Origin of the sequence: Bradyrhizobium sp. CCBAU 45389, assembly GCF_028128625.1 — a bacterium.
GTDB classification, from domain to species: domain Bacteria; phylum Pseudomonadota; class Alphaproteobacteria; order Rhizobiales; family Xanthobacteraceae; genus Bradyrhizobium; species Bradyrhizobium liaoningense_B.
This window is the reverse complement of the sequence record NZ_LBIY01000094.1, coordinates 265,482-287,791: the sequence shown is the minus strand read 5'-3', so window position 1 is coordinate 287,791 and position 22,310 is coordinate 265,482. Positions and strand designations below refer to the sequence as shown.

Genomic DNA, 22,310 nt, shown 5'->3' with positions numbered 1-22,310 from the left:
GTTCATGTTCTGGTTCGTCGCCTGGCGTCCGCCTTCGACGTGCGCAGGCCATCGATCACGCCTTCGACGGCCGCCATGCAGGCAGCGACGTCAAAATCCTCGCCCCAGCATTTCTGCAGCACAAAGCCCTGGAAGATCGCGATCAGCACGCGCGCGATGGCCTCGGCAGCGATGTTGCGCCTGATGAGCCCGTCGTGCTGGGCTCGCTCGACCAGCGCCACAATCAACGCGCGCGGCATGTCGATGCCTTCGACGACGCTGCTGCGTACGCGGCGGTTGCGCAAGGCCTCGGCCCAGCCATGGATGCCGACACGGCGGCGGGCTTCCCCGGCGGGATCGGTGAGCCATTGCGCGTAGACGCGAACCAGCGCGTGAAGCCCTTCAATCGGATCGCCCGATCCCTGCGCGACCGAGTTGAGCACGGCCTCGCGGCGATGCCGGTCGTCGGCCAGCGCTTCGATCAGATCGTCCTTGCTCTGGAAGTAGAGATAGACCGCGCCGTGGCTGAGCCCCGATCGTTTCACGATGTCGGCCATGCCGGTCTGGTGAAAACCGTCTTCCGCGAAGCAGGCGAGGGCGGCCTCGAGGATCTGCTGCCGCCGGCCTTCGCGCTGCTTGTCGCTGATCTTGGGCATCGGCTGTCCCTAAATAGCTGACCGGTCGATCGTTTTAGTTGTTGGCAAGTAGTGGCTGCCTTCTCGGCCATTAAAATAAAAAACGATCAGTCAGTCATTTTTATTGCCAAAGTGGATTTTGGTCAAGTCCTGGCCGTCCGAGACCAGAAACAGGCTGGGATTATGCCGTTGCGACCGCGCCGGGCCGGAGCGGGGCCACGGTCCGTGATCGCATTGCGGCTAGAACAGCCGTCCGCCGTTCGGCACGGGCTTGCTCGGCTGCACCAGCACGACCTTGCCGTCGGCATCGGGGAAGCCGAGCGTCAGCACCTCCGAGACGACAGGTCCGATCTGGCGCGGCGGAAAATTGACGACCGCCGCGACCTGTTGTCCCACAAGCGTCTCGAGCGGATGGTTCTCGGTGATCTGCGCCGAGCTCTTGCGTACGCCGATCGCAGGTCCGAAGTCGATCCAGAGACGCCAGGCCGGCTTGCGCGCCTCCGGGAACGGTTTGGCGTCGACGATGGTGCCGACGCGGATATCGACCGCGAGGAAGCTGTTGAAGTCAATGGTCGGCGAGGCGGCGGCCGCGGGATCATGGGTGACGTGCATAATGTGTCCGTTCTGCAGAGCAGGCTTCGTTTGCAATATTGTCGCGCGAAGCGGAGTTTCGTACAACGCCGCAGCCGAAGCATCACGCATGCGCAAGGAGTGGTCTTGCCCAACATCATCTACGGCATCAAGAACTGCGACACCATGAAGAAGGCGCGCACCTGGCTCGACGGTCATGGCGTGGCCTACGCGTTTCACGACTACAAGGCCGCCGGCGTCGAGAAGGACAAGCTCAAGCAGTGGAGCGACAAGGTCGGCTGGGAGACGCTGCTCAATCGCGCCGGCACGACCTTCAAGAAGCTCCCCGATCCCGACAAGGAAGGCCTCACCGAGAAGAAGGCGCTGGCGTTGATGCTGGCGCAGCCGTCGATGATCAAGCGGCCGGTGCTGGAAGTCGGCGGCAAGCTGCTGGTCGGCTTCAAGCCCGACATCTATGCCAAGGAAGTCAAGGCCAAGTAAGTCAGGCCAAGTAAGTCGGGCCAAGCAGGTCGGCTCTAGTTCAGCTCGACGATCTCGGTGGCCTCGCCCGGCTGATCGGCGAACTCGACGACGTCCGCGGCCGCGATGCGGCCGGGAACGCGATGAAAGAGTTCGCGGTCGATCACGGCTGACAGTTTGGGACGCGGCAGCGCGTCATTTCCGCGCATCAGATTTCTGATCTCGAAGCCGCCGTCCTCGCAGAAGGTCTTGAGCGAGGCGATGATGTGACAGACCTTGCCGTCGGTCAGGAACGGCAGCAGCAGGCGTTCGTAGGCGACGACGCGCCCATAGATGTCGTCGACGTCGGCCACGCTGTAGACCGGAAGCCCGCGCGCGACGCATTCATGGTAGACGGGCATCACCAATGGCACGAGCCGCGGTCCGATATATTCATCGAGCGGCACGCCCTTGCCGGTGTGCCCGTAGGCGTGCGAAATGCGCGTGCCTTCGCTCTGGATGATGAGGCGCGGGAGGGCAGCCGAATTGTCCACGGTATAATAGATGAGATCGGACAGCTCTTCCTCGAGCCGTGCCGGCTGGTACTCCCAGATCGCCGGTGCGAGCTGCTGCCGCGCATAAAGTCGCAGCCACGTGTTCAGCAGATCTCGCTGCCTGATCGACTTGACGATTGAGGGAGCGGCGCTTGCAAAATCCAAGACAATATTCCCGGCAGACATACCCGCAGCATGATGTCGTTTGCGGGGAAATTTTTGATGAAGGCTGGCGCGCGGGGCGAAAGACCGTTAACGACGACTTGATGGCCGGTGCTTTTGCGAACCGGGAGGCCGGGCAGGCACGACATCAAACGTCTCCGACTAAGGGAGCATTTGTATCCCAGCCGGAGGCCTGATCTGCTCAGCTTTCCGCCTTGCCTAACCCCCGTCACCTCCGGCATATTCCGCGCCCGGAGGCGGCGTTCCGGATGGGCTCCAAGACCTCCGGAATGCCGAAGCAACAAGGACAGCCACGCGCGACGGCGCGTTGCGCGGGCAGGGGGAAATCTGTTTGGCCGATGAGTTCATTCTCGAAACGGAAGGCTTGACCAAGGAGTTCGCGGGATTCTTCGCCGTCCGCGACGTTGCGCTCAAGGTTCGCCGTGGGAGCATTCATGCGTTGATCGGCCCGAACGGCGCCGGCAAGACGACCTGCTTCAATCTTCTGACCAAGTTCCTCAAACCGTCTGCCGGAAAGATCCTGTACAAGGGGCAGGATATCACCGCGATGGCGCCGGCCGACGTGGCGCGCATGGGACTGGTCCGTTCGTTCCAGATCTCGGCGGTATTTCCGCATCTCACCGCGCTTGAAAACGTCCGTGTCGCGCTTCAGCGCCAGCACGGCAGTTCCTTCGATTTCTGGCGCTCGAAATCGGTGCTCAACCGCTTCAACGATCGCGCGCGCGAGCTGCTGAACGATGTCGGCCTCAGCGAGTTTGCCAGCACGCCCGCGGTCGAGATGCCCTATGGGCGCAAGCGTGCACTTGAGATCGCAACCACGCTCGCGCTCGACCCCGAGATGATGCTGCTGGACGAGCCGATGGCCGGCATGGGCCATGAGGACATCGACAAGATCGCGGCGCTGATCAAGCGCATCTCCGCGAAATACACCATCCTGATGGTCGAGCATAATTTGAGCGTCGTGGCCAATCTCTCCGACATCATCACCGTGCTGACGCGCGGGCAGGTGCTCGCGCAAGGTCATTACAGCGAGCTCACCAAGGACGAGCGCGTCAAGGAAGCTTATCTGGGAGCCGGTCATGCCTGACACTGCGATCGCCGAGGCTCCGGCAAGGGCTGCGACCGGCGGAAACATCCTCCAGGTCCGCAACCTCGAAGCATGGTACGGCGAGTCTCACATCCTGCACGGGATCAACTTCGACGTGAATGCGGGCGAGGTCGTCACCCTGCTCGGGCGTAACGGCGCCGGCAAGACCACCACGCTGAAGTCGATCATGGGCATCATCGGCAAGCGTGCCGGCTCGGTGAAGTTCAACAACCAGGAGATCATTCGCGCCACCTCCGACAAGATCGCGCGGATGGGCATCGCGTTCTGCCCGGAAGAGCGGGGGATATTCGCCAGCCTCGACGTCCGCGAGAATTTGATGCTGCCGCCGGTCGTGCGCGAAGGCGGATTGCCGCTGGACCAGATCTTCGATCTGTTTCCGAACCTGAAGGAACGGCTCAACAGCCAGGGCACGAAGCTGTCCGGCGGCGAGCAGCAGATGCTCGCGATCGCACGCATCCTGCGCACCGGCGCGAGCTTCCTGATGCTGGACGAGCCGACCGAGGGCCTGGCGCCCGTCATCATCCAGCAGATCGGCCATACCATTGCGCGGCTGAAGAAGGAGGGCTTTACGATCCTCCTCGTCGAGCAGAACTTCCGCTTCGCATCCACCGTCGCCGATCGTTATTATGTGGTCGAGCACGGCAAGATCATTGACGGATTTTCCAATTCGGAGCTTGCCGCCAACATGGACAAGCTCCACGCCTATCTTGGCGTCTAGAACTGCCACAGAGAAGACTTCAAAAAAGGAAAGTTGCATGAAGACCAGGTCGATCGCGTCATTGCTGCTGACCACCGCGCTCACCTTCGCCGCAGCAGGCGTCGCGTCCGCGCAGGACAAGACCGTGAAGATCGGCGCGTTGTCGGATCAATCCGGCCTGTACGCCGACCTCGGCGGCCCCGGCTCGACGCTCGCGGCGCAGATGGCGGTTGAGGATTCCGGCCTTGTCGCGAAGGGCTGGAAGATCGACATCATCTCCGGCGATCACCAGAACAAGCCGGACATCGGCACCGCGATCGCGCGGCAGTGGTTCGACGTCGACAAGGTCGACGTCATCGTCGACGTGCCGAATTCCGGCGTGGCGCTCGCCGTCAACAACGTCATCAAGGAAAAGAACGGCGTCTACATCAATTCGGGTGCTGCGACCTCGGACCTCACCAACGCGCAGTGCTCGCCCAACACCGTGCACTGGACCTACGACACCTACATGCTGGCCCACACCACGGGCCAGGCGCTGGTGAAGGCCGGCGGCGACAGCTGGTTCTTCCTGACCGCGGACTACGCCTTCGGTGCGGCGCTCGAGCGCGACACCACGGCCGTCGTCACCGCCAACGGCGGCAAGATCGTCGGCGGCGTCAAGCATCCGCTGAACACGCCGGACTTCTCGTCCTTCCTGCTTCAGGCGCAGGCCTCCAAGGCCAAGATCATCGGCCTCGCCAATGCCGGCGGCGATACCACCAACACGATCAAGCAGGCGGCCGAGTTCGGTATCGTCAAGGGCGGCCAGAAGCTTGCGGCGCTGCTGCTGTTCCTCACCGACGTCAAGGCGATCGGTCTGGAGACGGCGCAGGGCCTCAACTTCACCGAGACCTTCTACTGGGACATGGACGACAAGACCCGCGCCTTCTCCAAGCGGTTCTCCGCGAAGATGAAGAACAGCGCTCCGCCGACCATGGTGCAGGCGGGCGTCTATGCGGGCGTGCGCCACTATCTCAAGGCGCTGGAAGCCCTCGGCGGCAATCCTCATGACGGCGTCAAGATCGTCGAGAAGATGAAGTCGATGCCGACCGATGACGATCTGTTCGGCAAGGGCGAGATCCAGCCCAACGGCCGCACCATCCACAACGCCTACCTGTTCGAGGTGAAGAAGCCCTCGGAGTCGAAGGGGCCGTGGGATTTCTACAAGCTGGTCGGCACGGTGCCGGGCGATCAGGCCTTCACGCCGCTGTCCGAAAGCAAGTGCGCGCTGTTGAAGAAGTAAGATAACCGCCCGCAGGCCAACGTGCCTGCGGGCGACTTTCAGGGAACGCCGAAGGGACCGGGTGCGGGATCGATGCAGGCTCTTTACGCTCAGCTACTGGTGGGACTGATCAACGGCTCGTTCTACGCGCTGCTCAGTCTCGGGCTTGCCGTCATCTTCGGCATGCTCAACATCATCAACTTCGCCCATGGCGCGCTCTATATGATGGGCGCCTTCGTCGCCTATTTCCTGCTGAACCTCGGCGGCATCAATTACTGGTGGGCGTTGCTGCTGGCGCCGATCATCGTCGGCATCTTCGGCATGATCCTGGAACGGACCATGCTGCAATGGCTGACCGGGCTCGACCATCTCTACGGCCTGCTCCTGACCTTCGGCATCGCGCTGATCGTGCAGGGCCTGTTCCAGAACTATTTCGGCTCCTCGGGCCTGCCTTACGCCATTCCGGATCAGCTCAAGGGCGGCATGAATCTCGGCTTCATGTTCCTGCCGATCTATCGCGGCTGGGTCGTCGTGTTCTCGCTGGTGGTGTGTCTTGCCACCTGGTTCCTGATCGAGAAGACGCAGTTAGGTGCTTACCTGCGCGCCGCCACCGAAAACCCGACGCTGGTGCGTGCCTTCGGCATCAACGTGCCGCGCATGATCACGCTGACCTACGGGCTCGGCGTCGGCCTTGCCGCGCTGGCCGGCGTGCTCTCGGCGCCGATCAACCAGGTGCGCCCGCTGATGGGCGCCGACCTCATCATCGTCGTGTTCGCCGTGGTGGTGATCGGCGGCATGGGATCGATCATGGGCTCCATCATCACGGGCTTCGCGCTCGGGGTGATCGAGGGCCTGACCAAGTATTTCTACCCCGAGGCCTCCAACACCGTCGTGTTCGTGCTGATGGTGCTGGTGCTGCTGGTGAAGCCAACGGGATTGACGGGAAGGGCGGCCTGATATGACAACCCTGACGGACGATACGCTGCCTGCAAGCCCGCGTGCGGTGCGTGACGAGATGATCGTATTCGTGGTGATGGCGCTGCTGCTGGCGGCGGTGCCATTCACGGGGGTCTATCCGTTCTTCGTGATGCAGGCGCTGTGCTTTGCGCTGCTCGCCTGCGCCTTCAATCTTCTGATCGGCTATGGCGGCCTCCTGTCGTTCGGCCACGCGATGTTCTTGGGGACCGCGGGCTATTGCAGCGCGCACGCGCTGAAGGTGTGGGCGCTGCCGCCGGAACTCGGCATCCTCGTCGGTATCGCCGCGGCCTTCGTGCTCTCGATCATCACCGGCTACATCTCGATCCGCCGCCAGGGCATCTATTTCTCGATGATCACGCTGGCGCTGTCGCAGCTGCTGTACTTCATCTACCTGCAGGCACCGTTCACCCATGGTGAGGACGGTATTCAGGGCATTCCGCAGGGACGCATGTTCGGCGTCCTCGATCTCTCCAAGCCGACGGTTCTGTATTACGTCGTGCTGGTCGGATTCCTGGCCGGCTTCCTGCTGATCTTCCGCATCATCAATTCGCCGTTCGGTGAAGTGCTGAAGTCGATCCGCGAGAACGAGCAGCGCGCCATCTCGCTGGGCTACCGGACCGACCAGTACAAGTTCCTGGCCTTCGTCCTGTCGGGCACGCTTGCCGGCTTCGCGGGCGCGCTGAAGGTGTTCGTGGCCCAGAATGCCTCGCTCACCGACGTGCACTGGTCGATGTCGGGCGAGGTCGTGCTGATGACGCTGGTCGGCGGTCTCGGCACCATCTTCGGCCCCGTGGTCGGCGCCTTCGCGATCATCGCCATGCAGCAATATCTGGCGAGCTTCGGCCAGTGGGTGACGGTGATCCAGGGCTCGATCTTCGTGATCTGCGTGCTCACCTTCCGCCGCGGCGTCATCGGTGAAATCGCGCATTACTTCAGGCGCTCGCTCTAAGCGATTGATTTGACGTAAGATTAGCCGCCTCCCGAAAGCGGTGGATGATCCGGCTCCGCGGGCGTGAGATGACACGCGCGCGGATCGGAAATGGTCTATGACAGTTTCATGACGGCCCATCCGGGCCGGGCCATTTCCAACCGGTAGCCTATCCCCATGATGCGATGGTTTCGCGCGTTCCTGCCCAAGGAAGAACGGTTCTTCGACCTGTTCGACCGCCATGCCCAGACTGTGATCCAGGGCGCGATCGCGCTTCAGGGCGTGCTCAACGGGGGCGAGGAGACGCCGGTCTACTGCCAGCGCGTCAACCAGTTCGAGAACGATGCCGACAACATCACCCGCGAGGTGCTGACGGCGGTGCGCCGCACTTTCATCACCCCGTTCGATCGCGGCGACATCAAGAACCTCATCACCTCGATGGACGATGCCATCGACCAGATGCAGCAGACGGCCAAGGCCGTGATGCTGTTCGAGGTCCGCACTTTCGAGCCGCCGATGCGGGAGATCGGCGCCCTTCTGATCGAATGCGCCAATCTGGTCGGCCGCGCGCTGCCGCTGATGCAGTCGATCGGCCCGAACGTCGCCATGCTGACCGCGATCACGGAAGAGCTGACCAAGCTCGAGGGGCGGGTCGACGATCTCCACGACATCGGGCTGAAGGAGCTGTTCCTGAAGCACCGCGAGGGCAACGCGATGGATTTCATCGTCGGCGTCGAGATCTACGATCACCTCGAGAAGGTGGCCGACCGCTTCGATGACGTCGCGAACGAGATCAACAGCATCGTCATCGAGCAGGTGTAGCGCATGATCCGGAAAAGTGTGCAGCGGTTTTCCGCTCAGATCATGCGCAAGCTTTAAGGCAGGGGCCTCGCCGTGGATGCTGCGTTGGGCTTTCCCGTCCTGGTCGGCTTGATCGCCGTCGCGCTGCTGTTCGACTTCCTGAACGGCCTGCACGATGCCGCCAATTCGATCGCGACCATCGTCTCGACCCGCGTGCTGCGGCCGCAATTCGCGGTGTTCTGGGCCGCGTTCTTCAATTTCGTCGCCTTCATGGTGTTCGGGCTGCACGTCGCCCAGACCATCGGCACCGGCATCATCGATCCCTCGATCGTCGATGCCCAGGTGATCTTCGCGGCCCTGGTCGGTGCCATCGTCTGGAACCTCGTGACCTGGGCGCTCGGCATTCCCTCTTCGTCCTCGCATGCGCTGATCGGCGGCCTCGTCGGCGGCGGCATGGCCAAGGCGGGAATTTCGGCGGCGGTGTGGAGCGGTCTGTCCAAGACGGTGCTGGCGATCGTGCTGTCGCCGCTGGTCGGCTTTCTGCTCGCGATGATGCTGGTTGCGATCGTGTCCTGGGCCTCGGTGCGCTCGACGCCCTTTGCCGTAGATCGCGCCTTCCGCATCCTGCAATTCGCCTCCGCCTCGCTCTATTCGCTCGGCCATGGCGGCAACGACGCGCAGAAGACCATGGGCATCATCGCCGTGCTGCTGTACTCGCAGGGCCATCTCGGCAGCGAGTTCTCGGTGCCATTCTGGGTGGTGCTGTCCTGCCAGGCGGCGATGGCGCTGGGCACGCTGATGGGCGGCTGGCGCATCGTCCGCACCATGGGCCTGCGCATCACCAAGCTGACGCCGATGCAGGGTTTTTGCGCCGAAACGGGAGGCGCGGCGACCCTGTTCATGGCGACCTTCCTCGGGGTTCCCGTCTCGACCACCCACACCATCACCGGCGCCATCGTCGGCGTCGGCGCGGCCCGCCGCGTCTCGGCGGTGCGCTGGAACGTCGCAAGCTCGATCGTCTATGCCTGGGTGATCACCATCCCGGCCTCCGCGGTCGTGGCTGCGCTGACCTGGTGGGCGGTCAAGATCTTCGTCAGGTGACGAGCTTCAGCCCGACGATGCCGGCGACGATCAGTCCGATGCTGGCGAGGCGAAAGGCCGTGGCCGGCTCCCCGAACAGGACGATGCCAAGCGTCGCGGTGCCGACCGCGCCGATCCCGGTCCAGACCGCATAGGCGGTCCCGACCGGCAGCGATTTGAGCGCGAACCCAAGCAGGATGACGCTGCCGGCCATCGCCGCGAGCGTGATGACGGAGGGAACAAGCCTGCTGAAACCCTCGGTGTATTTCAGGCCAATCGCCCAGGTGATCTCGAGAAGACCGGCGACGAACAGGATGCTCCAGGCCATGACGACCCTCCATTCACGGCAGGGTCGTCCCCGCGGCTGATATGCTGGTGGGAAAGGAGGGCCGTCCCTCCCAAACGGCGATATGGGGCTGGCCGGAGGGCTCCGCAATCACCAAATCAGGCTTGATCCAGCCCATTTTCCCTGCCAAACGCTCCCGCCATGTCCGACATCGCCACCACCGCAGCTGAATCGCCGGCCCGTTCCCCGCTTGCCACCGAGGTGGCGCGACGGCGGACCTTTGCGATCATCTCCCACCCCGACGCCGGCAAGACCACGCTGACCGAAAAGCTGCTTCTGTTCGGCGGCGCCATCAACCTCGCCGGTCAGGTCAAGGCCAAGGGCGAGCGGCGCAACACGCGTTCGGACTGGATGAAGATCGAGCGCGAGCGCGGCATCTCGGTCGTGACCTCGGTCATGACCTTCGAGTTCGAAGGTCTCGTGTTCAACCTGCTGGACACGCCGGGCCACGAGGACTTTTCGGAAGACACTTATCGCACGCTCACCGCGGTCGATTCCGCTGTGATGGTGATCGACGCCGCCAAGGGCATCGAGGCGCGCACGCGGAAGCTGTTCGAGGTGTGCCGTCTGCGCGACATCCCGATCATCACCTTCATCAACAAGATGGACCGCGAGAGCCGGGACGTGTTCGAGCTGCTCGACGAGATCGAGAAGACGCTGGCGCTCGACACCACGCCGATGACCTGGCCGGTCGGCCGCGGCCGCGACTTCCTCGGCACCTACGACGTCGTCAATGGCGGCGTGCGCCTGCTCGAGGGTGGCGGCGCCAAGACGGGCGCTGCGCAGCAGATCGAGATCGCCGAACTCGCCAAGCTCAACGCCAATCTCGACGTCTCCGCGGTGAAGGACGAGCTCGAACTCGTCACTGAGGCCTCGAAACCGTTCGAGCTCGGCGCCTTCCGCGAAGGCCATCTGACGCCGGTCTATTTCGGCAGCGCGCTGCGCAATTTCGGCGTCGGCGATCTCCTCGAAGGTCTCGGCAAGTTCGCGCCCGAGCCGCGCGCGCAAGAGAGCGACCAGCGCAAGGTCGAGGCCACCGATCCGCGCATGAGCGCCTTCGTGTTCAAGATCCAGGCCAACATGGATCCGAACCACCGCGACCGCATCGCCTTTGCGCGCCTGTGCTCGGGCAAGCTCAGCCGCGGCATGAAGGCCAAGCTGGTGCGCACCGGCAAGAGCATGCCGCTGTCGAGCCCGCAGTTCTTCTTCGCGCAGGATCGTTCGGTTGCGGACGAAGCCTTCGCCGGCGACGTCGTCGGCATTCCCAACCATGGCACGCTGCGCATCGGCGACACGCTGACCGAGGGCGAGGATTTCACCTTCGTCGGCGTGCCGAGCTTTGCGCCGGAAATCGTCCGCCGCGTCCGTCTCACTGACGCGATGAAGGCGAAGAAGCTGAAGGAAGCGCTGCAGCAGATGTCGGAAGAGGGCGTGGTGCAGGTGTTCCGTCCGCGCGACGGCGCCCCGGCGCTGGTCGGCGTGGTCGGCGCGCTGCAGCTCGACGTGCTGAAGGCGCGGCTGGAGGCGGAATATTCGCTGCCGGTCGAGTTCGAGGTCAGCGAGTTCCAGCTGGCGCGCTGGGTCTCCTCGGAGGACCGCAAGAAGCTCGACACTTTTATTGCCGCCAACACCTCGAGCATCGCCGACGACGTCGACGGCGATCCCGTCTATCTCGCCAGGAACGAGTTCTATCTCGGCTACACCAGGGAACGCGCCGAGGGCATCGAGTTCGCCAACGTCAAGGACGTCAAGAAGAAGGGGTAGGGCGCCCCTGCCGTTCGCGCGCGAGCATGTGAACGCGCGCGGACTTGACGCGTTCATGGGCAATGCCACCTTTTCTCGTGGCATTGTGAGCTCACTCCATGTGGCGCGGCATCCTTGTTTTCCTCCTGCTGACGATCTCGACGATCGCCGCCGACGCGCAGCGGCGCCAGATCAATCCGATCCCGTTTTCGCACGAGCCGTGCAGCGTGCTCGACTATCGGCCCTGCACGCCGTACTATTGCAGTCCGCTCGAGCCCGGCCCCTGTATTCCCGAGATCGATTACCCCTATGGGCAAAATCTCCAGCTGACGATCGAGAGCGTGCCGTCCGAGGCCGATCGCGCCAAATACCGGAAGCCGGATCACGATCTCGACACGATCGGCGACCTCTTCGCCGAGTTGCGCACCTGCTGGTCGCCGCCGTCGGACAATGCGCGGGCGGGCATGCAGATGGCGGTGCGCTTCAGCTTCAACAAGGCGGGCGGCCTGATCGGGCCGCCGCGATTGACCTTTGCGACCGCGGGCGTGCCGGCAGATATCCGAACCACCTATCTCAACGCGATCAATTCATCGCTGAAAGCCTGCCTGCCGCTGAAATTCACCAGCGGTCTCGGCGGCGCGTTGGCGGGGCGGCCGATCGCGATCCGCTATGTCGATAACCGGCAGATCGGTCAGTAGCGCATCAGTTGCGAGCGGCAGCCAATCGATGATACCTCAGGGGCGGGGGCTGTTTGAGGGGAGGATGTCATGGGTCTGCTGGTCATGATCCTGGGGCTCGTGCTGTTTTTCGCGGCCCATGTTTTCACCACGAAACGCGAGGCGCGCGCAGAGGCCATCGCAAGGCTGGGCGAGGGGACCTACAAGCTCCTCTACTCGGTGGTCTCGCTCGCGGGCCTGGCGCTGATCATCTGGGGCTTTTCGCATTATCGCAGCTCCGGCTGGATCGACGTCTGGTATCCGCCGAAGGCGCTGAAGCACATCACGCTGGCGCTGATGCTGCCCGCCGTCATCCTGGTGGTGGCCTCGTACTTGCGCGGCCGCATCTATGCGACGCTGAAGCACCCGATGCTGGCCGGCATCAAGCTGTGGGCGGCGGCGCATCTGCTCGCCAATGGCGATCTCGGCTCCATCATCCTGTTCGGCTCGTTCCTGGGCTGGGCGGTCTATGACCGCATTTCGCTGAAGCATCGCAAGGATGCCGGCGGCCCGCCGATTCCGGTGGGCGGCGTCACCAACGATCTGATCGCAGTTGCAGTCGGCGTCGTTGCCTATCTGGCGCTGGCGTTTGCCTTCCATCCCGTCGTGATCGGTGTTCCCGTCGTGGGGGTCTAGCCGATCGGCACAAGACAGGACCCTCACGTCCGTGCGCGGAAGATAACAAGAGCAACAAGCCGAGGGCATTTGGATGGACTGGTCGCAATCTCAGATTCCGCCGATGCGGTACGAGGCGCGCTTCGGCGATCGGGTTGTCTTGGCGTTCTGCGATCGGCCGGCAAGTCTCTGGGCGATGATCGCGGACGCCCGCGCCCGCAATGCGGACGGCGAAGCGCTGATCGCAGGCAATGTCCGGCTGAGCTGGCGGCAGGCGGTGGAGCAGGCCGCGCGGATCGCGGCGGGCTTGCGCAAGCTCGGCCTGCAGCGCGGCGATCGCGTCGCGATCCTGCTCGGCAACCGCGTCGAATTTCCGCTGCTGCTGTTTGCCGCCGCGCATGAGGGCCTCGTCACGGTGCTGCTCAGCACGCGCCAGCAGAAGCCGGAGATCGCCTACGTCCTCGCCGATTGCGGCGCGAAGATCCTGATCTATGAGGCGGCGCTCGCCGAGCGGCTGCCGGAGGCGCCTGACGTCCCCGATGTGATCCACCGCATCGCCGTCGACGACGATCCGCATTTGTCGCGCTTCGCGGTGCTCGCCGACAATCCGCCGGCGCCGGTGCCGGTCGAGACGAGCGAAGAGGACACCGCGATGATCCTCTACACCTCGGGCACGACGGGCAAGCCGAAGGGCGCGATGCTCGCCCATTGCAACATCGTTCATTCCTCGATGGTGTTCGTGTCCTGCCTGCAATTGACGCAAGCGGATCGTTCCATCGCAGCCGTGCCGCTCGGCCATGTCACCGGCGTCGTCGCCAACATCACCACCATGATCCGCTGCGCCGGCGCGCTGATCATCATGCCGGAATTCAAGGCTGCCGATTATCTCAGGCTCGCCGCGCGCGAGCGCGTCACCTACACGGTGATGGTGCCGGCGATGTACAATCTCTGCCTGCTCCAGCCCGATTTCGACAGCTATGATCTGTCGAGCTGGCGCATCGGCGGCTTCGGCGGCGCGCCGATGCCGGTCGCCACCATCGAGAAGCTGAAGGCGACGATTCCCGGCCTCAAGCTGATGAACTGCTACGGCGCGACCGAGACGACGTCGCCCTCGACCATCATGCCGGGCGAATTGACGGCAAGCCATATCGACAGCGTCGGCCTGCCGTGTCCCGGCGCGCGCATCGTCGCGATGGATGCGGACGGGCGCGAGCTGCCTGCTGGCGAAATCGGCGAGCTCTGGATCCAGAGCGCCTCCGTCATCAAGGGCTACTGGAATAATCCGAAAGCCACCGCCGAGAGCTTCACGGCCGGCTTCTGGCATTCGGGCGATCTCGGCTCGGTCGACGCGCAAGGCTTCGTCCGCGTGTTCGACCGGCAGAAGGACATGATCAATCGCGGCGGGCTGAAGATCTATTCGGCCGAGGTCGAATCCGTGCTGGCGGGCCATCCCGCGGTGATCGAGAGCGCGATCATCGCCAGGGCCTGCCCGGTGCTGGGCGAGCGCGTCCACGCCGTGGTGGTGACGCGCGCACCGGTTGCCGACGCCGACTTGCGCGTCTGGTGCGCCGAGCGGCTGTCCGACTACAAGGTCCCCGAGACCATGGCGATCACCTCCGAGCCGCTGCCGCGCAACGCCAATGGCAAGGTGCTGAAGCGGCAGCTGCGGGAGCGCCTCGGAACCTGAGCCGGGCAGGCGGCATTCCGGGCTTCTGCCGGGTGGTTAACGCCTTGATCGGGCTCGCTTTGCCTTGCCACCGCCATATCGTTAGGGTACCTCGCCGCCACACGGGGGACGGGATTCCTGACGCGAACGCTTTGGCGCGCGCACCCGGATGGGCATGGGATTAGCATAAGTGTCTGAATTATTTGACGAAGTCGACGAGGAAGTACGTCGTGAACAGCTCAAGAAGCTGTGGGAAAAGTATTCGATCTACTTCATTGCCCTGATGGTGCTGGTCGTGGCCGCCGTCGGCGGCTGGCGCGGTTACCAGTATCTGGAGGCCAAGAAGGCCGCCGAGGCCGGCGCGGTCTTCGAGAAGGCCGTGGAGCTGTCCGAGCAGGGCAAGCACGCCGAGGCCGAGACCGCCTTCACCGAGCTCGCCGCCAAGGCTCCCTCCGGCTATCGCACCCTGGCGCGGCTGCGCGCTGCGGCCGAGGCTGCCAGCCGCGATCCCAAGGCGGCCGCCAAGCTGTATGACGACATTGCCGCCGACCGCGGTGTCGGCGGCGAATGGCAGGATCTGGCCAGGATTCGCGCTGCGGGCCTCCTGGTCGACAGCGCCCCCTACGCCGACATCCAGCAGCGGCTGGAGGCCTCGGCCACCCCCAAATCGACCTTCCGCCATACTGCGCGCGAGATGCTGGCGCTGTCGGCCTGGCGCAACAACGACATGACCGCGACCCGCAAATGGCTCGACGCGATCGCCGAGGACGGCGAGACGCCGCCGGGCCTGCGTTCCCGCGCCGAGGCGCTGGCGGCTCTGTTGCCGCCCGTCGCCAAAAGCTGACCAAGAGCTGACCGACGGGCTCTCTGACCTGACGAGATACGATATGCGCCGTACGCCACGCTTGATCGCAGCCGCCGTCCTGATCGCCTTCACCGGCGTCCTGGGCGGCTGCTCCAGCTTCGATCCAAGCGACATGCTCGACTTCCTCGACACCAAGAAGAAGCTGCCGGGCGATCGCAAGCCGGTCTTCCCCGAGGGCGTTCCCGGCCTCGAGCAGGGCGTCCCGAGGGAGATGTACAAGGGCGCGCAGCAGCAGCCGGATCCGAACGCGCCCGCCGTCGCGGCTCTGCCCACCGAGCCGCCGCCTGAGCCGGCCAAACCGGCCAAGGGTGCCAAGGCGAAGAAGTCCCATCAGCCGGCCACCGCGGCTGCGCCGGCTGAGGCGCCAGCCGGCGAGGTCGATGGCGAGGCCCAGCCCGAGGCCGCGCCGCCCACTGCTGCGCCCCCGCCCAAGCAGAAGATCGTGCGCAGGCGCACCACCGCGCCGCCGCCGGATCAGTCGGTCCAGCAGGCGCAACCGACCCAGACCACGCAGCAGCAATCGCAGGGCGGCTTCCCGGCGCCGCTGCCGAGCGGCAGCTTCTCGCGCTAATAATTCCACCTGCATTGACAGGCGCAGCCCCGGCAGCGCACGTATGACCGATGTCCTTCACGATCGCCATCATCGGCCGGCCCAATGTCGGCAAGTCGACGCTGTTCAACCGCCTGGTCGGGCAGAAGCTCGCGCTCGTCGATGACCTGCCCGGCGTCACCCGCGACCGCCGCGAGGGTGAGGCCAGGCTCGGCGACCTCCAGTTCACCATCATCGACACCGCCGGCCTCGACGAGGGCGCCAGGGGCTCGCTGACCGCGCGCATGCAGGAGCAGACCGAGACCGCGATCGCGCAGGCCGACGCGCTGTTCTTCGTGATCGATGCCCGCATCGGCCTCACGCCCACGGATCGCGCCTTCGCCGATTTCGCCCGCAAGGCCAACAAGCCGGTGCTGCTGGTCGCCAATAAGAGCGAAGGCAAGCATGGCGATGCCGGTGCGATGGAATCCTTCGCGCTCGGTCTCGGCGATCCCATCCAGATCTCGGCCGAGCACGGCGAGGGCATGGGCGAGCTGTACGATGCGCTCGCACAGCTTATGCCGGAGCCTGTCGAGGACGATGAGGTCGAGGACGACGAGCCGCTCTCCGAGGAGGAGGCCGCAACGCGCCCGATCCGCGTCGCCATCGTCGGCCGGCCCAATGCCGGCAAGTCGACGCTGATCAACCATCTGCTCGGCGAGGAACGTCTGCTCACGAGCCCGGAGGCCGGCACCACGCGCGATTCCATCGCGGTCGAGATCAACTGGAAGGGCCGCGATTTCCGCGTGTTCGACACCGCCGGCCTGCGCCGGCGCTCGCGCATCGAGGAGAAGCTGGAAAAGCTCTCGGTCGCCGACGCACTGCGCGCGGTGCGCTTTGCCGAAGTCGTCGTGCTGATGATGGACACGCAGAACCGCTTCGAGGAACAGGACCTCCGGATTGCGGATCTGATCGAGCGCGAGGGCCGCGCGGTCGTGCTCGCGGTCAACAAATGGGACCTGATGGAGACCAAGGGCGGCGGCGCGATCTCGGGCCTGCGCCGCGATGCCGATCACTGGCTGCCGCAGGTCAAGGGCGTGCCGATCGTCGCCGTCTCCGGCCTGATGGGCGAGGGCATCGATCGCCTGATGCAGGCAATCCAGGACGCCTACGCGATCTGGAACAGGCGCGTGCCGACCGCGGCGCTCAATCGCTGGTTCGAGCAGGCAATCCAGGCCAATCCGCCGCCCGCAGTGTCCGGCCGCAGGCTGAAGCTGAACTACATCACGCAGACCAAGGCGCGGCCGCCGAGCTTCGTGCTGTTCTGCTCGCGCGCGGACGCGGTGCCGCAGTCCTATTTGCGCTATTTGACCAACTCCATGCGCGAGACCTTCGAGCTGCCGGGCACGCCGGTGCGCATCACCCTGCGCGAGAAGGCCAATCCCTTCGCGCACAAGCGCAAGCGGCCGTCGTGAGCGACGGCGCCGGCGAGGCGACAGCGCAGGGCGCTGCGCCGGTCCGGCGCGGCGCGGTCGCCTTCATCTTCGTCACCATCCTGCTCGACATGGTCGCGCTCGGCGTGATCATGCCGGTCCTGCCAAAGCTGATCGAGGGCTTCGTCGCCAACGACACTGCGCATGCGGCGCGCATCTTCGGCGTGTTCGGCACCGCCTGGGCGCTGATGCAGTTCGTGTTCTCGCCGGTGTTGGGTGCGCTGTCGGATCGCTTCGGACGGCGTCCGGTGGTGCTGACGTCGAATTTCGGGCTCGCCGCCGACTACGTGCTGATGGCGCTGGCGCCGTCCTTGACCTGGCTGTTCATCGGCCGCGTGATCTCGGGCATCACCTCGGCCAGCATCTCGACCGCCTTTGCCTATATCTCCGACATCACGCCGCCGGAGCGCCGCGCGGCGGTGTTCGGCAGGATTGGCGCGGCCTTCGGCGCCGGCTTCATCCTGGGCCCGGCGCTGGGCGGCCTGCTCGGCGACATCGATCCGCGCCTGCCGTTCTGGGCCGCGGCGTGCCTAAGCTTTGCCAATGCGCTCTATGGCTTGCTCGTGCTGCCGGAATCGCTGGCGCCGGAAAGACGCGCGCCGTTCCGCTGGACGAGCGCCAATCCGGTCGGCGCGCTGCGTCTGCTCCGCAGCAACGCGGTCCTGGCCGGGCTGTCGATCGTCAATTTCATCGCGCAGGTCGCGCATGTCGTGCTGCCCTCGACCTTCGTGCTCTATGCGACCTATCGCTACGGCTGGGATTCCAAGACGGTGGGACTGACGCTGGCGATGGTCGGCATTTGCGCCATGGTGGTGCAGGGGCTCGCCATCGGCCCGATCGTGCGCGTGCTCGGCGAGCGAAAGGCCCTGTTGCTCGGCCTGTGCTGTGGCGCGATCGGTTTCGTGATCTTCGGGGCTGCGCCGACCGGGCCGCTGTTCTGGATCGGCATTCCCGTGATGTCGCTGTGGGGCATCTCGGGCGCCGCCATGCAATCGCTGATGACGCGGCTGGTCGCGCCCGATCAGCAGGGCCAGCTGCAGGGCGCAACCGCCAGCGTGCAGAGCGTGTCGCAGCTCGTCGGCCCGTTCCTGTTCACGCTGACATTTTCCTATTTCATCGGCGCCGGCGCGCCGCTGCATCTGCCCGGCGCGCCGTTCCTGCTCGCGGCGGTGCTGATGGTGATCTGCGTGGCGATCGCGGTGCGGGCGCTCGCTGCAACGAAGGCGGTCTCGTAGGGTGGGCAAAGGCGCGCAAGCGCCGTGCCCACGATCTGTCCATGATGCCAAGACGTGGTGGGCACGCTTCCGCCTTCGCTCTTCGAGCTACGGCGGACAAGTCGCTTTGCCCACCCTACGGCAGTGTTTGCCGCGCCGCCAAATCGTAGGGTGGGTTAGCCTCGCGGGTCGCGCGAAGCGCAAACCGCGAGGCGTAACCCACCTCTTTCATTTCCGCAGAGACAGAAGTGGTGGGTTACGCCAGCGGACTGCGCTTCGCGCAGCCGCGTGCTAACCCACCCTACGACTTCCTACTTCTTCACCAGCGGGCAGTCGCTCGCCTCGAGCGGCTTGGCCGCGTCTTCCGGCGCGATGGTCGCGACCAGCTTGTAATAGTCCCACGGTCCCTTCGACTCCTCCGGCTTCTTCACTTCGAAGAGATAGGCCGGGATGAGACGGCGGCCGTCGGCGCGGAGCGGGCCCTTGCCGAACAGCGGATCGTCGGTCGGCAGCTCCTTCATCTTGGCGACGACCTTGGCGCCGTCATGCGGATTGCTGCCGATCGCTTCCATCGCCTTGAGATAATGCAGCACGCCGGCGTAGAGGCCTGCCACGGTCATCGACGGCATGGCGTTCTTCGGCGACACCTTCTGGAAACGCTTCGACCATTCACGGGTCTTGTCGTTGAGATCCCAATAGAAGGATTCGGTGAAGGTCAGGCCCTGCGCGGTCTTCAGGCCGAGCGAATGCACGTCGGTGATGAAGAGCAGCAGCGCCGCGAGCTTCTGGCCGCCCTGGACGATGCCGAACTCGGAGGCCTGCTTGATCGCGTTGGTGGTATCACCGCCGGCATTGGCAAGCCCGATCACCTTGGCCTTGGACGATTGCGCCTGGAGCAGGAACGACGAAAAATCGGAGCTGTTGAGTGGATGCTTGACGCCGCCGAGCACCTTGCCGCCATTGGCGGTGACGACTGCCGAGGTGTCGCGCTCGAGGGCGTGACCGAAGGCATAGTCGGCGGTCAGGAAGAACCAGCTGTCGCCGCCGGCCTTGGTCAGCGCCTTCCCGGTGCCGTTGGCGAGCATGTAGGTGTCGTAGGTGTAGGAGATGGTGTTCGGCGTGCAGGCCTTGCCGGTGAGATCAGCGGTGGCCGCGCCCGAATTGAGCAGCACCGAGTTCTTTTCCTTGACGAGGTTGTTGACCGCGAGCGCCACGCCGGAGCTCGGCGTGTCCGAGATGACGTCGACCTTGTCGTTGTCGATCCATTGCCGGGCGATGTTGACGCCGATGTCGGGCTTGTTCTGGTGGTCGCCGGAGAGGACCTCGATGGTCCAGCCCTTGGCCTTCAGGCCGGAATCCTCGACCGCCATTTTCACCGCCGCGACCGAGTTGGGGCCGCCGATGTCGGCGTAGAGGCTCGACATGTCGTTGAGCACGCCGATCTTGACGGTCTTGTCCTGCGCGTAGGCGGATGTTGCAAAACCGAAGGTGGCACATGCCAGAAAAGCCGCAGTGCGGCGCGCGAGCGTCGTCATAAAAGGTCTCCTCCATTGTCAAATATTCGGATGGCTCTCTTGCGGAGCCTTGTTCCTGTCGATGGCTCTACCGTGTCCCACGGCCGCCCGCAATGCACCTAAATGCGGATGACGCTGCGTCGTAGCGTCATCCGTCGGTTAACTTTTGGGCAAAATGCGTTGAGACGCTATTTCAGCGCGTCCGATGTCAGCTTGAATTTCTGGATGCGTTTTCCGGTATCGACCTCGGCGGTATAGACGTTACCCTTGGCGTCGATCGCCATGGCATGCACCCAGTGGAACTGGCCGGCGTTGCGGCCGCTGTGCCCGAAGCTGCCGACGACGCTGCCGTCGTCGCGCTTGATGACCCTGATCTCGTTGTTCTCGCCGTCGGCGCTGAGCAGCCAGGTCTGCTTCGGATCGGGCCAGATCGCGATGTCCCATACCGCGCCGTTGCCGAGCGTGTTCTTCTCGAAGAAGAACTCCTTCACGAAGGTGCCGTCCTTCCTGAACACCTGGATACGGTTGTTGATGCGATCGCAGACATAGACGAGGCCGTCATTGGCGAGCTTGACGCAGTGGACGGGGTTGCCGAATTGCTGCGCGACCGGGGCCTTGGGATCGTAGGGACCCTGCTTGTCGTCGCTGGGCTTGTTGCCGTAGGCGCCCCAGTGCCGCTTGTAGGCGAGCGTGGTCGCGTCGAACACGATGACGCGGCGGTTGCCATAGCCGTCGGCGACGTAGATCTCGTTTGCCTCCTTGTCGATCGCGGTCTCCGCGGGCTTGCCGAGCTGCGTCGTGTCGTTGCTGCCGAGGCTCGGCGCGATCTTGCCGATCTGGGCGACGAACTTGCCGTCGAGCGTGAACTTCAAAATCGCGTTGTCGTTGTCGGCGTTGCCGCCGATCCAGACGAAGCCGCGCTCGTCGACCTCGATGCCGTGCTCGCGGCCGACCCATTCATAGCCTTCGCCCGGACCGCCCCATGAGCGCAGCAGATTGCCGTCGCTGTCGAATTCGAGGACGGGCGGCGCCGACACGCAGCATTTCGAACGCGGCGGGTTGAGGCTCGCACCCTTTTCGTCATCGGTGAGCGAGCGCGGGCGGTGGATCACCCAGATGTGGCCCTGCCAGTCGACGGTGATGCCGCCGACCTGGCCGAGAATCCAGTTGTTCGGCAGCGGCTTTGGCCAGGAGGGCTCGACCGCGAAGGTCGGCACGTCACCTGCAGTCGCGGTGCCAGGAAGCATGAACGCGATGGCTGCGATCAGGATGGAAAAGGCGTGAGAGACATTCGCGAGCGCACGCGAAAAACCTGCGCGATCATGCCATGGCGCCATGGCAACCTCCCTTTTTGTTGGCTTGCGGCTTGCTGCCGCTTAAGCGCAGGCAGTCAATCGCGGGGAGGTGTTCGAGTCAATCAGGCCGGCGAGCGGAAGCCCATCAGGGTCCGGGTCTTGTAGTCGTAGAACTTGCCGGTCTCGGTCCAGTCTGGCGCGCACAGCGGCACGATGAACTCGGCGACCTGCTCGGGCGTGTCCAGCGTCTCAGGGTCTTCGCCCGGCATCAGCGTGGCGCGCATGCGGGTGCGGATCGGCCCCGGGTTGAACAGGTTGACGCGCAGAGCCGTGTTCGCGGTCTCCTGCGCCCAGGCGCGCGCCAGCGTTTCCAGCGCTGCCTTGGAGGCGGCGTAGGGGCTGACATAGGCGGTCGCCTTGTTGGCGGCGCCCGAGGTGATGAACACGGCGCGCCCGGCATCGGACTGCTTCAGCAGCGGCTCCATGCAGCGGATCAGCTGGAAGTTCGCGGAGACGTTGACGGCCATGACGTCGTTGAAGGCCTTCAGCTCGATATGGCCGATCGGCGAGGAGGGGCCGAGCACGCCGGCATTGCCGACGATGATGTCGAGCTTGCCATAGCGCTCGTGCAGGCCGGCGCCCAGCCGCGCGATGCCGTCGGAATCGGTGAGATTGAGCGGCACAAGCGTGGCGTTGCCGCCCTCTTTGCGGATCTCGTCGTCGAGCTCTTCCAGCCCGCCTTGCGTGCGCGCGGTGGCCACAATATGCGCACCGGCCTTGGCCAGCGCCTTTGCGGTGGCGAAACCGATGCCGCGCGAGGCGCCGGTGACGAGAGCGATGCGGTCGGCGAGGGGCTTTGTCATGGCGGAGTTTTACAGGCGTGGACGGCCGGGACAAGCCCGGCCATGACGGAATTTTGCTCTGCGCGCCTTAGCTGCCGCCGCCCGACTGGATATTGTCGCTGTTGGTTCCGTTTCCCGAGCCGTCGGGGGTTACCTTCATGCCTTGCCTGAAGGCGAAGACAATAAAGCCGACCAACACCACTCCGCAGAGAATGGCGATGGTCAGCTGCATCGGCGCA

24 protein-coding genes are annotated in these 22,310 nt (G+C 64.5%); 16 read left to right on the top strand and 8 right to left on the bottom strand.

What is annotated here, in order from left to right; all coding sequences use genetic code 11:
• Window positions 1-2: 2 nt before the first annotated feature.
• Complete coding sequence (locus XH79_RS26760) at window positions 3-635, bottom strand: TetR/AcrR family transcriptional regulator (RefSeq protein ID WP_271583512.1); 633 nt, start codon at window positions 633-635, stop codon at window positions 3-5.
• A gap of 219 nt (window positions 636-854) precedes the next feature.
• Window positions 855-1,226, bottom strand: coding sequence for a tRNA-binding protein (locus XH79_RS26755; protein ID WP_026312471.1), 372 nt, complete (start codon window positions 1,224-1,226; stop codon window positions 855-857).
• 105 nt (window positions 1,227-1,331) lie between these two features.
• On the opposite strand from XH79_RS26755, the gene XH79_RS26750 reads away from it, so the two are divergent.
• Entirely contained in the window at window positions 1,332-1,685 is a 354-nt protein-coding gene (locus tag XH79_RS26750; protein ID WP_212337363.1) for an ArsC family reductase, read from the top strand.
• A 35-nt stretch (window positions 1,686-1,720) separates the two neighbouring features.
• Here XH79_RS26750 and XH79_RS26745 read toward each other — a convergent pair whose 3' ends face one another.
• Window positions 1,721-2,383, bottom strand: coding sequence for a hypothetical protein (locus XH79_RS26745; RefSeq protein ID WP_271583511.1), 663 nt, complete (start codon window positions 2,381-2,383; stop codon window positions 1,721-1,723).
• 328 nt (window positions 2,384-2,711) lie between these two features.
• Between XH79_RS26745 and XH79_RS26740 the strand changes: the two genes are divergently transcribed.
• The 7 genes from XH79_RS26740 (at window position 2,712) to XH79_RS26710 (ending at window position 9,254) form a co-directional block, all read left to right on the top strand.
• Window positions 2,712-3,467 carry an ABC transporter ATP-binding protein gene (locus XH79_RS26740; RefSeq protein WP_027574222.1) on the top strand — a complete coding sequence of 252 codons (756 nt, stop codon included), beginning with the start codon at window positions 2,712-2,714 and terminating at the stop codon, window positions 3,465-3,467.
• Complete coding sequence (locus XH79_RS26735) at window positions 3,460-4,206, top strand: ABC transporter ATP-binding protein (RefSeq protein WP_271583510.1); 747 nt, start codon at window positions 3,460-3,462, stop codon at window positions 4,204-4,206. Before XH79_RS26740 ends, XH79_RS26735 begins: the two co-directional genes overlap by 8 nt.
• A 37-nt stretch (window positions 4,207-4,243) precedes the next feature.
• Window positions 4,244-5,467, top strand: a complete 1,224-nt coding sequence (locus tag XH79_RS26730) for an ABC transporter substrate-binding protein (protein WP_271583509.1) — start codon at window positions 4,244-4,246, stop codon at window positions 5,465-5,467.
• 72 nt (window positions 5,468-5,539) lie between these two features.
• Window positions 5,540-6,403, top strand: coding sequence for a branched-chain amino acid ABC transporter permease (locus tag XH79_RS26725; RefSeq protein ID WP_271583508.1), 864 nt, complete (start codon window positions 5,540-5,542; stop codon window positions 6,401-6,403).
• Window position 6,404: 1 nt separating this feature from the next.
• Entirely contained in the window at window positions 6,405-7,373 is a 969-nt protein-coding gene (locus XH79_RS26720; protein ID WP_212337356.1) for a branched-chain amino acid ABC transporter permease, read from the top strand.
• 156 nt (window positions 7,374-7,529) lie between these two features.
• Complete coding sequence (locus XH79_RS26715) at window positions 7,530-8,174, top strand: DUF47 domain-containing protein (RefSeq protein ID WP_212337354.1); 645 nt, start codon at window positions 7,530-7,532, stop codon at window positions 8,172-8,174.
• A 72-nt stretch (window positions 8,175-8,246) separates the two neighbouring features.
• On the top strand, window positions 8,247-9,254 hold the full coding sequence (locus tag XH79_RS26710) for an inorganic phosphate transporter (RefSeq protein WP_212337352.1): 1,008 nt from the start codon (window positions 8,247-8,249) through the stop codon (window positions 9,252-9,254).
• Here the strand turns inward: XH79_RS26710 and sugE are convergent.
• Window positions 9,247-9,561: a quaternary ammonium compound efflux SMR transporter SugE gene (sugE, locus tag XH79_RS26705; RefSeq protein ID WP_212337350.1), complete on the bottom strand. Its 315-nt coding sequence runs from the start codon at window positions 9,559-9,561 to the stop codon at window positions 9,247-9,249. The genes XH79_RS26710 and sugE overlap by 8 nt on opposite strands.
• Before the next feature lie 159 nt (window positions 9,562-9,720).
• On the opposite strand from sugE, the gene XH79_RS26700 reads away from it, so the two are divergent.
• The 8 genes from XH79_RS26700 (at window position 9,721) to XH79_RS26665 (ending at window position 18,441) form a co-directional block, all read left to right on the top strand.
• The gene (locus tag XH79_RS26700) at window positions 9,721-11,343 is read left to right on the top strand and encodes a peptide chain release factor 3 (RefSeq protein ID WP_212337348.1); all 1,623 of its coding nucleotides are present in this window, start codon (window positions 9,721-9,723) and stop codon (window positions 11,341-11,343) included.
• A 98-nt stretch (window positions 11,344-11,441) separates the two neighbouring features.
• Window positions 11,442-12,020, top strand: coding sequence for a hypothetical protein (locus tag XH79_RS26695; RefSeq protein ID WP_271583507.1), 579 nt, complete (start codon window positions 11,442-11,444; stop codon window positions 12,018-12,020).
• A 69-nt stretch (window positions 12,021-12,089) separates the two neighbouring features.
• On the top strand, window positions 12,090-12,674 hold the full coding sequence (locus tag XH79_RS26690) for an NnrU family protein (RefSeq protein WP_212337342.1): 585 nt from the start codon (window positions 12,090-12,092) through the stop codon (window positions 12,672-12,674).
• Between the two features lie 73 nt (window positions 12,675-12,747).
• Entirely contained in the window at window positions 12,748-14,340 is a 1,593-nt protein-coding gene (locus XH79_RS26685; RefSeq protein ID WP_271583506.1) for a class I adenylate-forming enzyme family protein, read from the top strand.
• Between the two features lie 169 nt (window positions 14,341-14,509).
• Entirely contained in the window at window positions 14,510-15,163 is a 654-nt protein-coding gene (locus tag XH79_RS26680; protein ID WP_212337338.1) for a tetratricopeptide repeat protein, read from the top strand.
• A 43-nt stretch (window positions 15,164-15,206) separates the two neighbouring features.
• A complete protein-coding gene (locus tag XH79_RS26675; RefSeq protein WP_271583505.1) occupies window positions 15,207-15,755 on the top strand; it encodes a hypothetical protein in 549 nt (182 codons plus the stop codon).
• Window positions 15,756-15,805: 50 nt separating this feature from the next.
• The gene (gene der / locus XH79_RS26670; RefSeq protein ID WP_212337335.1) at window positions 15,806-17,188 is read left to right on the top strand and encodes a ribosome biogenesis GTPase Der; all 1,383 of its coding nucleotides are present in this window, start codon (window positions 15,806-15,808) and stop codon (window positions 17,186-17,188) included.
• Entirely contained in the window at window positions 17,185-18,441 is a 1,257-nt protein-coding gene (locus tag XH79_RS26665; RefSeq protein WP_212337333.1) for a TCR/Tet family MFS transporter, read from the top strand. Before der ends, XH79_RS26665 begins: the two co-directional genes overlap by 4 nt.
• A gap of 290 nt (window positions 18,442-18,731) precedes the next feature.
• Here XH79_RS26665 and XH79_RS26660 read toward each other — a convergent pair whose 3' ends face one another.
• The 4 genes from XH79_RS26660 to XH79_RS26645 form a co-directional block, all read right to left on the bottom strand.
• The gene (locus XH79_RS26660) at window positions 18,732-19,955 is read right to left on the bottom strand and encodes an ABC transporter substrate-binding protein (RefSeq protein WP_212337331.1); all 1,224 of its coding nucleotides are present in this window, start codon (window positions 19,953-19,955) and stop codon (window positions 18,732-18,734) included.
• A 167-nt stretch (window positions 19,956-20,122) separates the two neighbouring features.
• On the bottom strand, window positions 20,123-21,271 hold the full coding sequence (locus tag XH79_RS26655; RefSeq protein WP_271583504.1) for a hypothetical protein: 1,149 nt from the start codon (window positions 21,269-21,271) through the stop codon (window positions 20,123-20,125).
• A gap of 80 nt (window positions 21,272-21,351) precedes the next feature.
• The gene (locus XH79_RS26650) at window positions 21,352-22,092 is read right to left on the bottom strand and encodes an SDR family NAD(P)-dependent oxidoreductase (protein WP_271583503.1); all 741 of its coding nucleotides are present in this window, start codon (window positions 22,090-22,092) and stop codon (window positions 21,352-21,354) included.
• A gap of 67 nt (window positions 22,093-22,159) precedes the next feature.
• Window positions 22,160-22,303, bottom strand: coding sequence for a hypothetical protein (locus tag XH79_RS26645; protein WP_212337327.1), 144 nt, complete (start codon window positions 22,301-22,303; stop codon window positions 22,160-22,162).
• Window positions 22,304-22,310: the final 7 nt, after the last annotated feature.

What these genes read in the sequence shown, in the direction of transcription:
- XH79_RS26760 (WP_271583512.1), bottom strand. Translation starts at nt 635, where the DNA reads ATGCCCAAGATCAGCGACAAGCAGCGCGAAGGCCGGCGGCAGCAGATC.
- XH79_RS26755 (WP_026312471.1), bottom strand. Translation starts at nt 1,226, where the DNA reads ATGCACGTCACCCATGATCCCGCGGCCGCCGCCTCGCCGACCATTGAC.
- XH79_RS26745 (WP_271583511.1), bottom strand. Translation starts at nt 2,383, where the DNA reads ATGTCTGCCGGGAATATTGTCTTGGATTTTGCAAGCGCCGCTCCCTCA.
- XH79_RS26735 (WP_271583510.1), top strand. Translation starts at nt 3,460, where the DNA reads ATGCCTGACACTGCGATCGCCGAGGCTCCGGCAAGGGCTGCGACCGGC.
- XH79_RS26730 (WP_271583509.1), top strand. Translation starts at nt 4,244, where the DNA reads ATGAAGACCAGGTCGATCGCGTCATTGCTGCTGACCACCGCGCTCACC.
- XH79_RS26725 (WP_271583508.1), top strand. Translation starts at nt 5,540, where the DNA reads ATGCAGGCTCTTTACGCTCAGCTACTGGTGGGACTGATCAACGGCTCG.
- XH79_RS26720 (WP_212337356.1), top strand. Translation starts at nt 6,405, where the DNA reads ATGACAACCCTGACGGACGATACGCTGCCTGCAAGCCCGCGTGCGGTG.
- XH79_RS26715 (WP_212337354.1), top strand. Translation starts at nt 7,530, where the DNA reads ATGATGCGATGGTTTCGCGCGTTCCTGCCCAAGGAAGAACGGTTCTTC.
- sugE (WP_212337350.1), bottom strand. Translation starts at nt 9,561, where the DNA reads ATGGCCTGGAGCATCCTGTTCGTCGCCGGTCTTCTCGAGATCACCTGG.
- XH79_RS26700 (WP_212337348.1), top strand. Translation starts at nt 9,721, where the DNA reads ATGTCCGACATCGCCACCACCGCAGCTGAATCGCCGGCCCGTTCCCCG.
- XH79_RS26695 (WP_271583507.1), top strand. Translation starts at nt 11,442, where the DNA reads ATGTGGCGCGGCATCCTTGTTTTCCTCCTGCTGACGATCTCGACGATC.
- XH79_RS26690 (WP_212337342.1), top strand. Translation starts at nt 12,090, where the DNA reads ATGGGTCTGCTGGTCATGATCCTGGGGCTCGTGCTGTTTTTCGCGGCC.
- XH79_RS26685 (WP_271583506.1), top strand. Translation starts at nt 12,748, where the DNA reads ATGGACTGGTCGCAATCTCAGATTCCGCCGATGCGGTACGAGGCGCGC.
- XH79_RS26675 (WP_271583505.1), top strand. Translation starts at nt 15,207, where the DNA reads ATGCGCCGTACGCCACGCTTGATCGCAGCCGCCGTCCTGATCGCCTTC.
- der (WP_212337335.1), top strand. Translation starts at nt 15,806, where the DNA reads ATGTCCTTCACGATCGCCATCATCGGCCGGCCCAATGTCGGCAAGTCG.
- XH79_RS26660 (WP_212337331.1), bottom strand. Translation starts at nt 19,955, where the DNA reads ATGACGACGCTCGCGCGCCGCACTGCGGCTTTTCTGGCATGTGCCACC.
- XH79_RS26655 (WP_271583504.1), bottom strand. Translation starts at nt 21,271, where the DNA reads ATGGCGCCATGGCATGATCGCGCAGGTTTTTCGCGTGCGCTCGCGAAT.
- XH79_RS26650 (WP_271583503.1), bottom strand. Translation starts at nt 22,092, where the DNA reads ATGACAAAGCCCCTCGCCGACCGCATCGCTCTCGTCACCGGCGCCTCG.
- XH79_RS26645 (WP_212337327.1), bottom strand. Translation starts at nt 22,303, where the DNA reads ATGCAGCTGACCATCGCCATTCTCTGCGGAGTGGTGTTGGTCGGCTTT.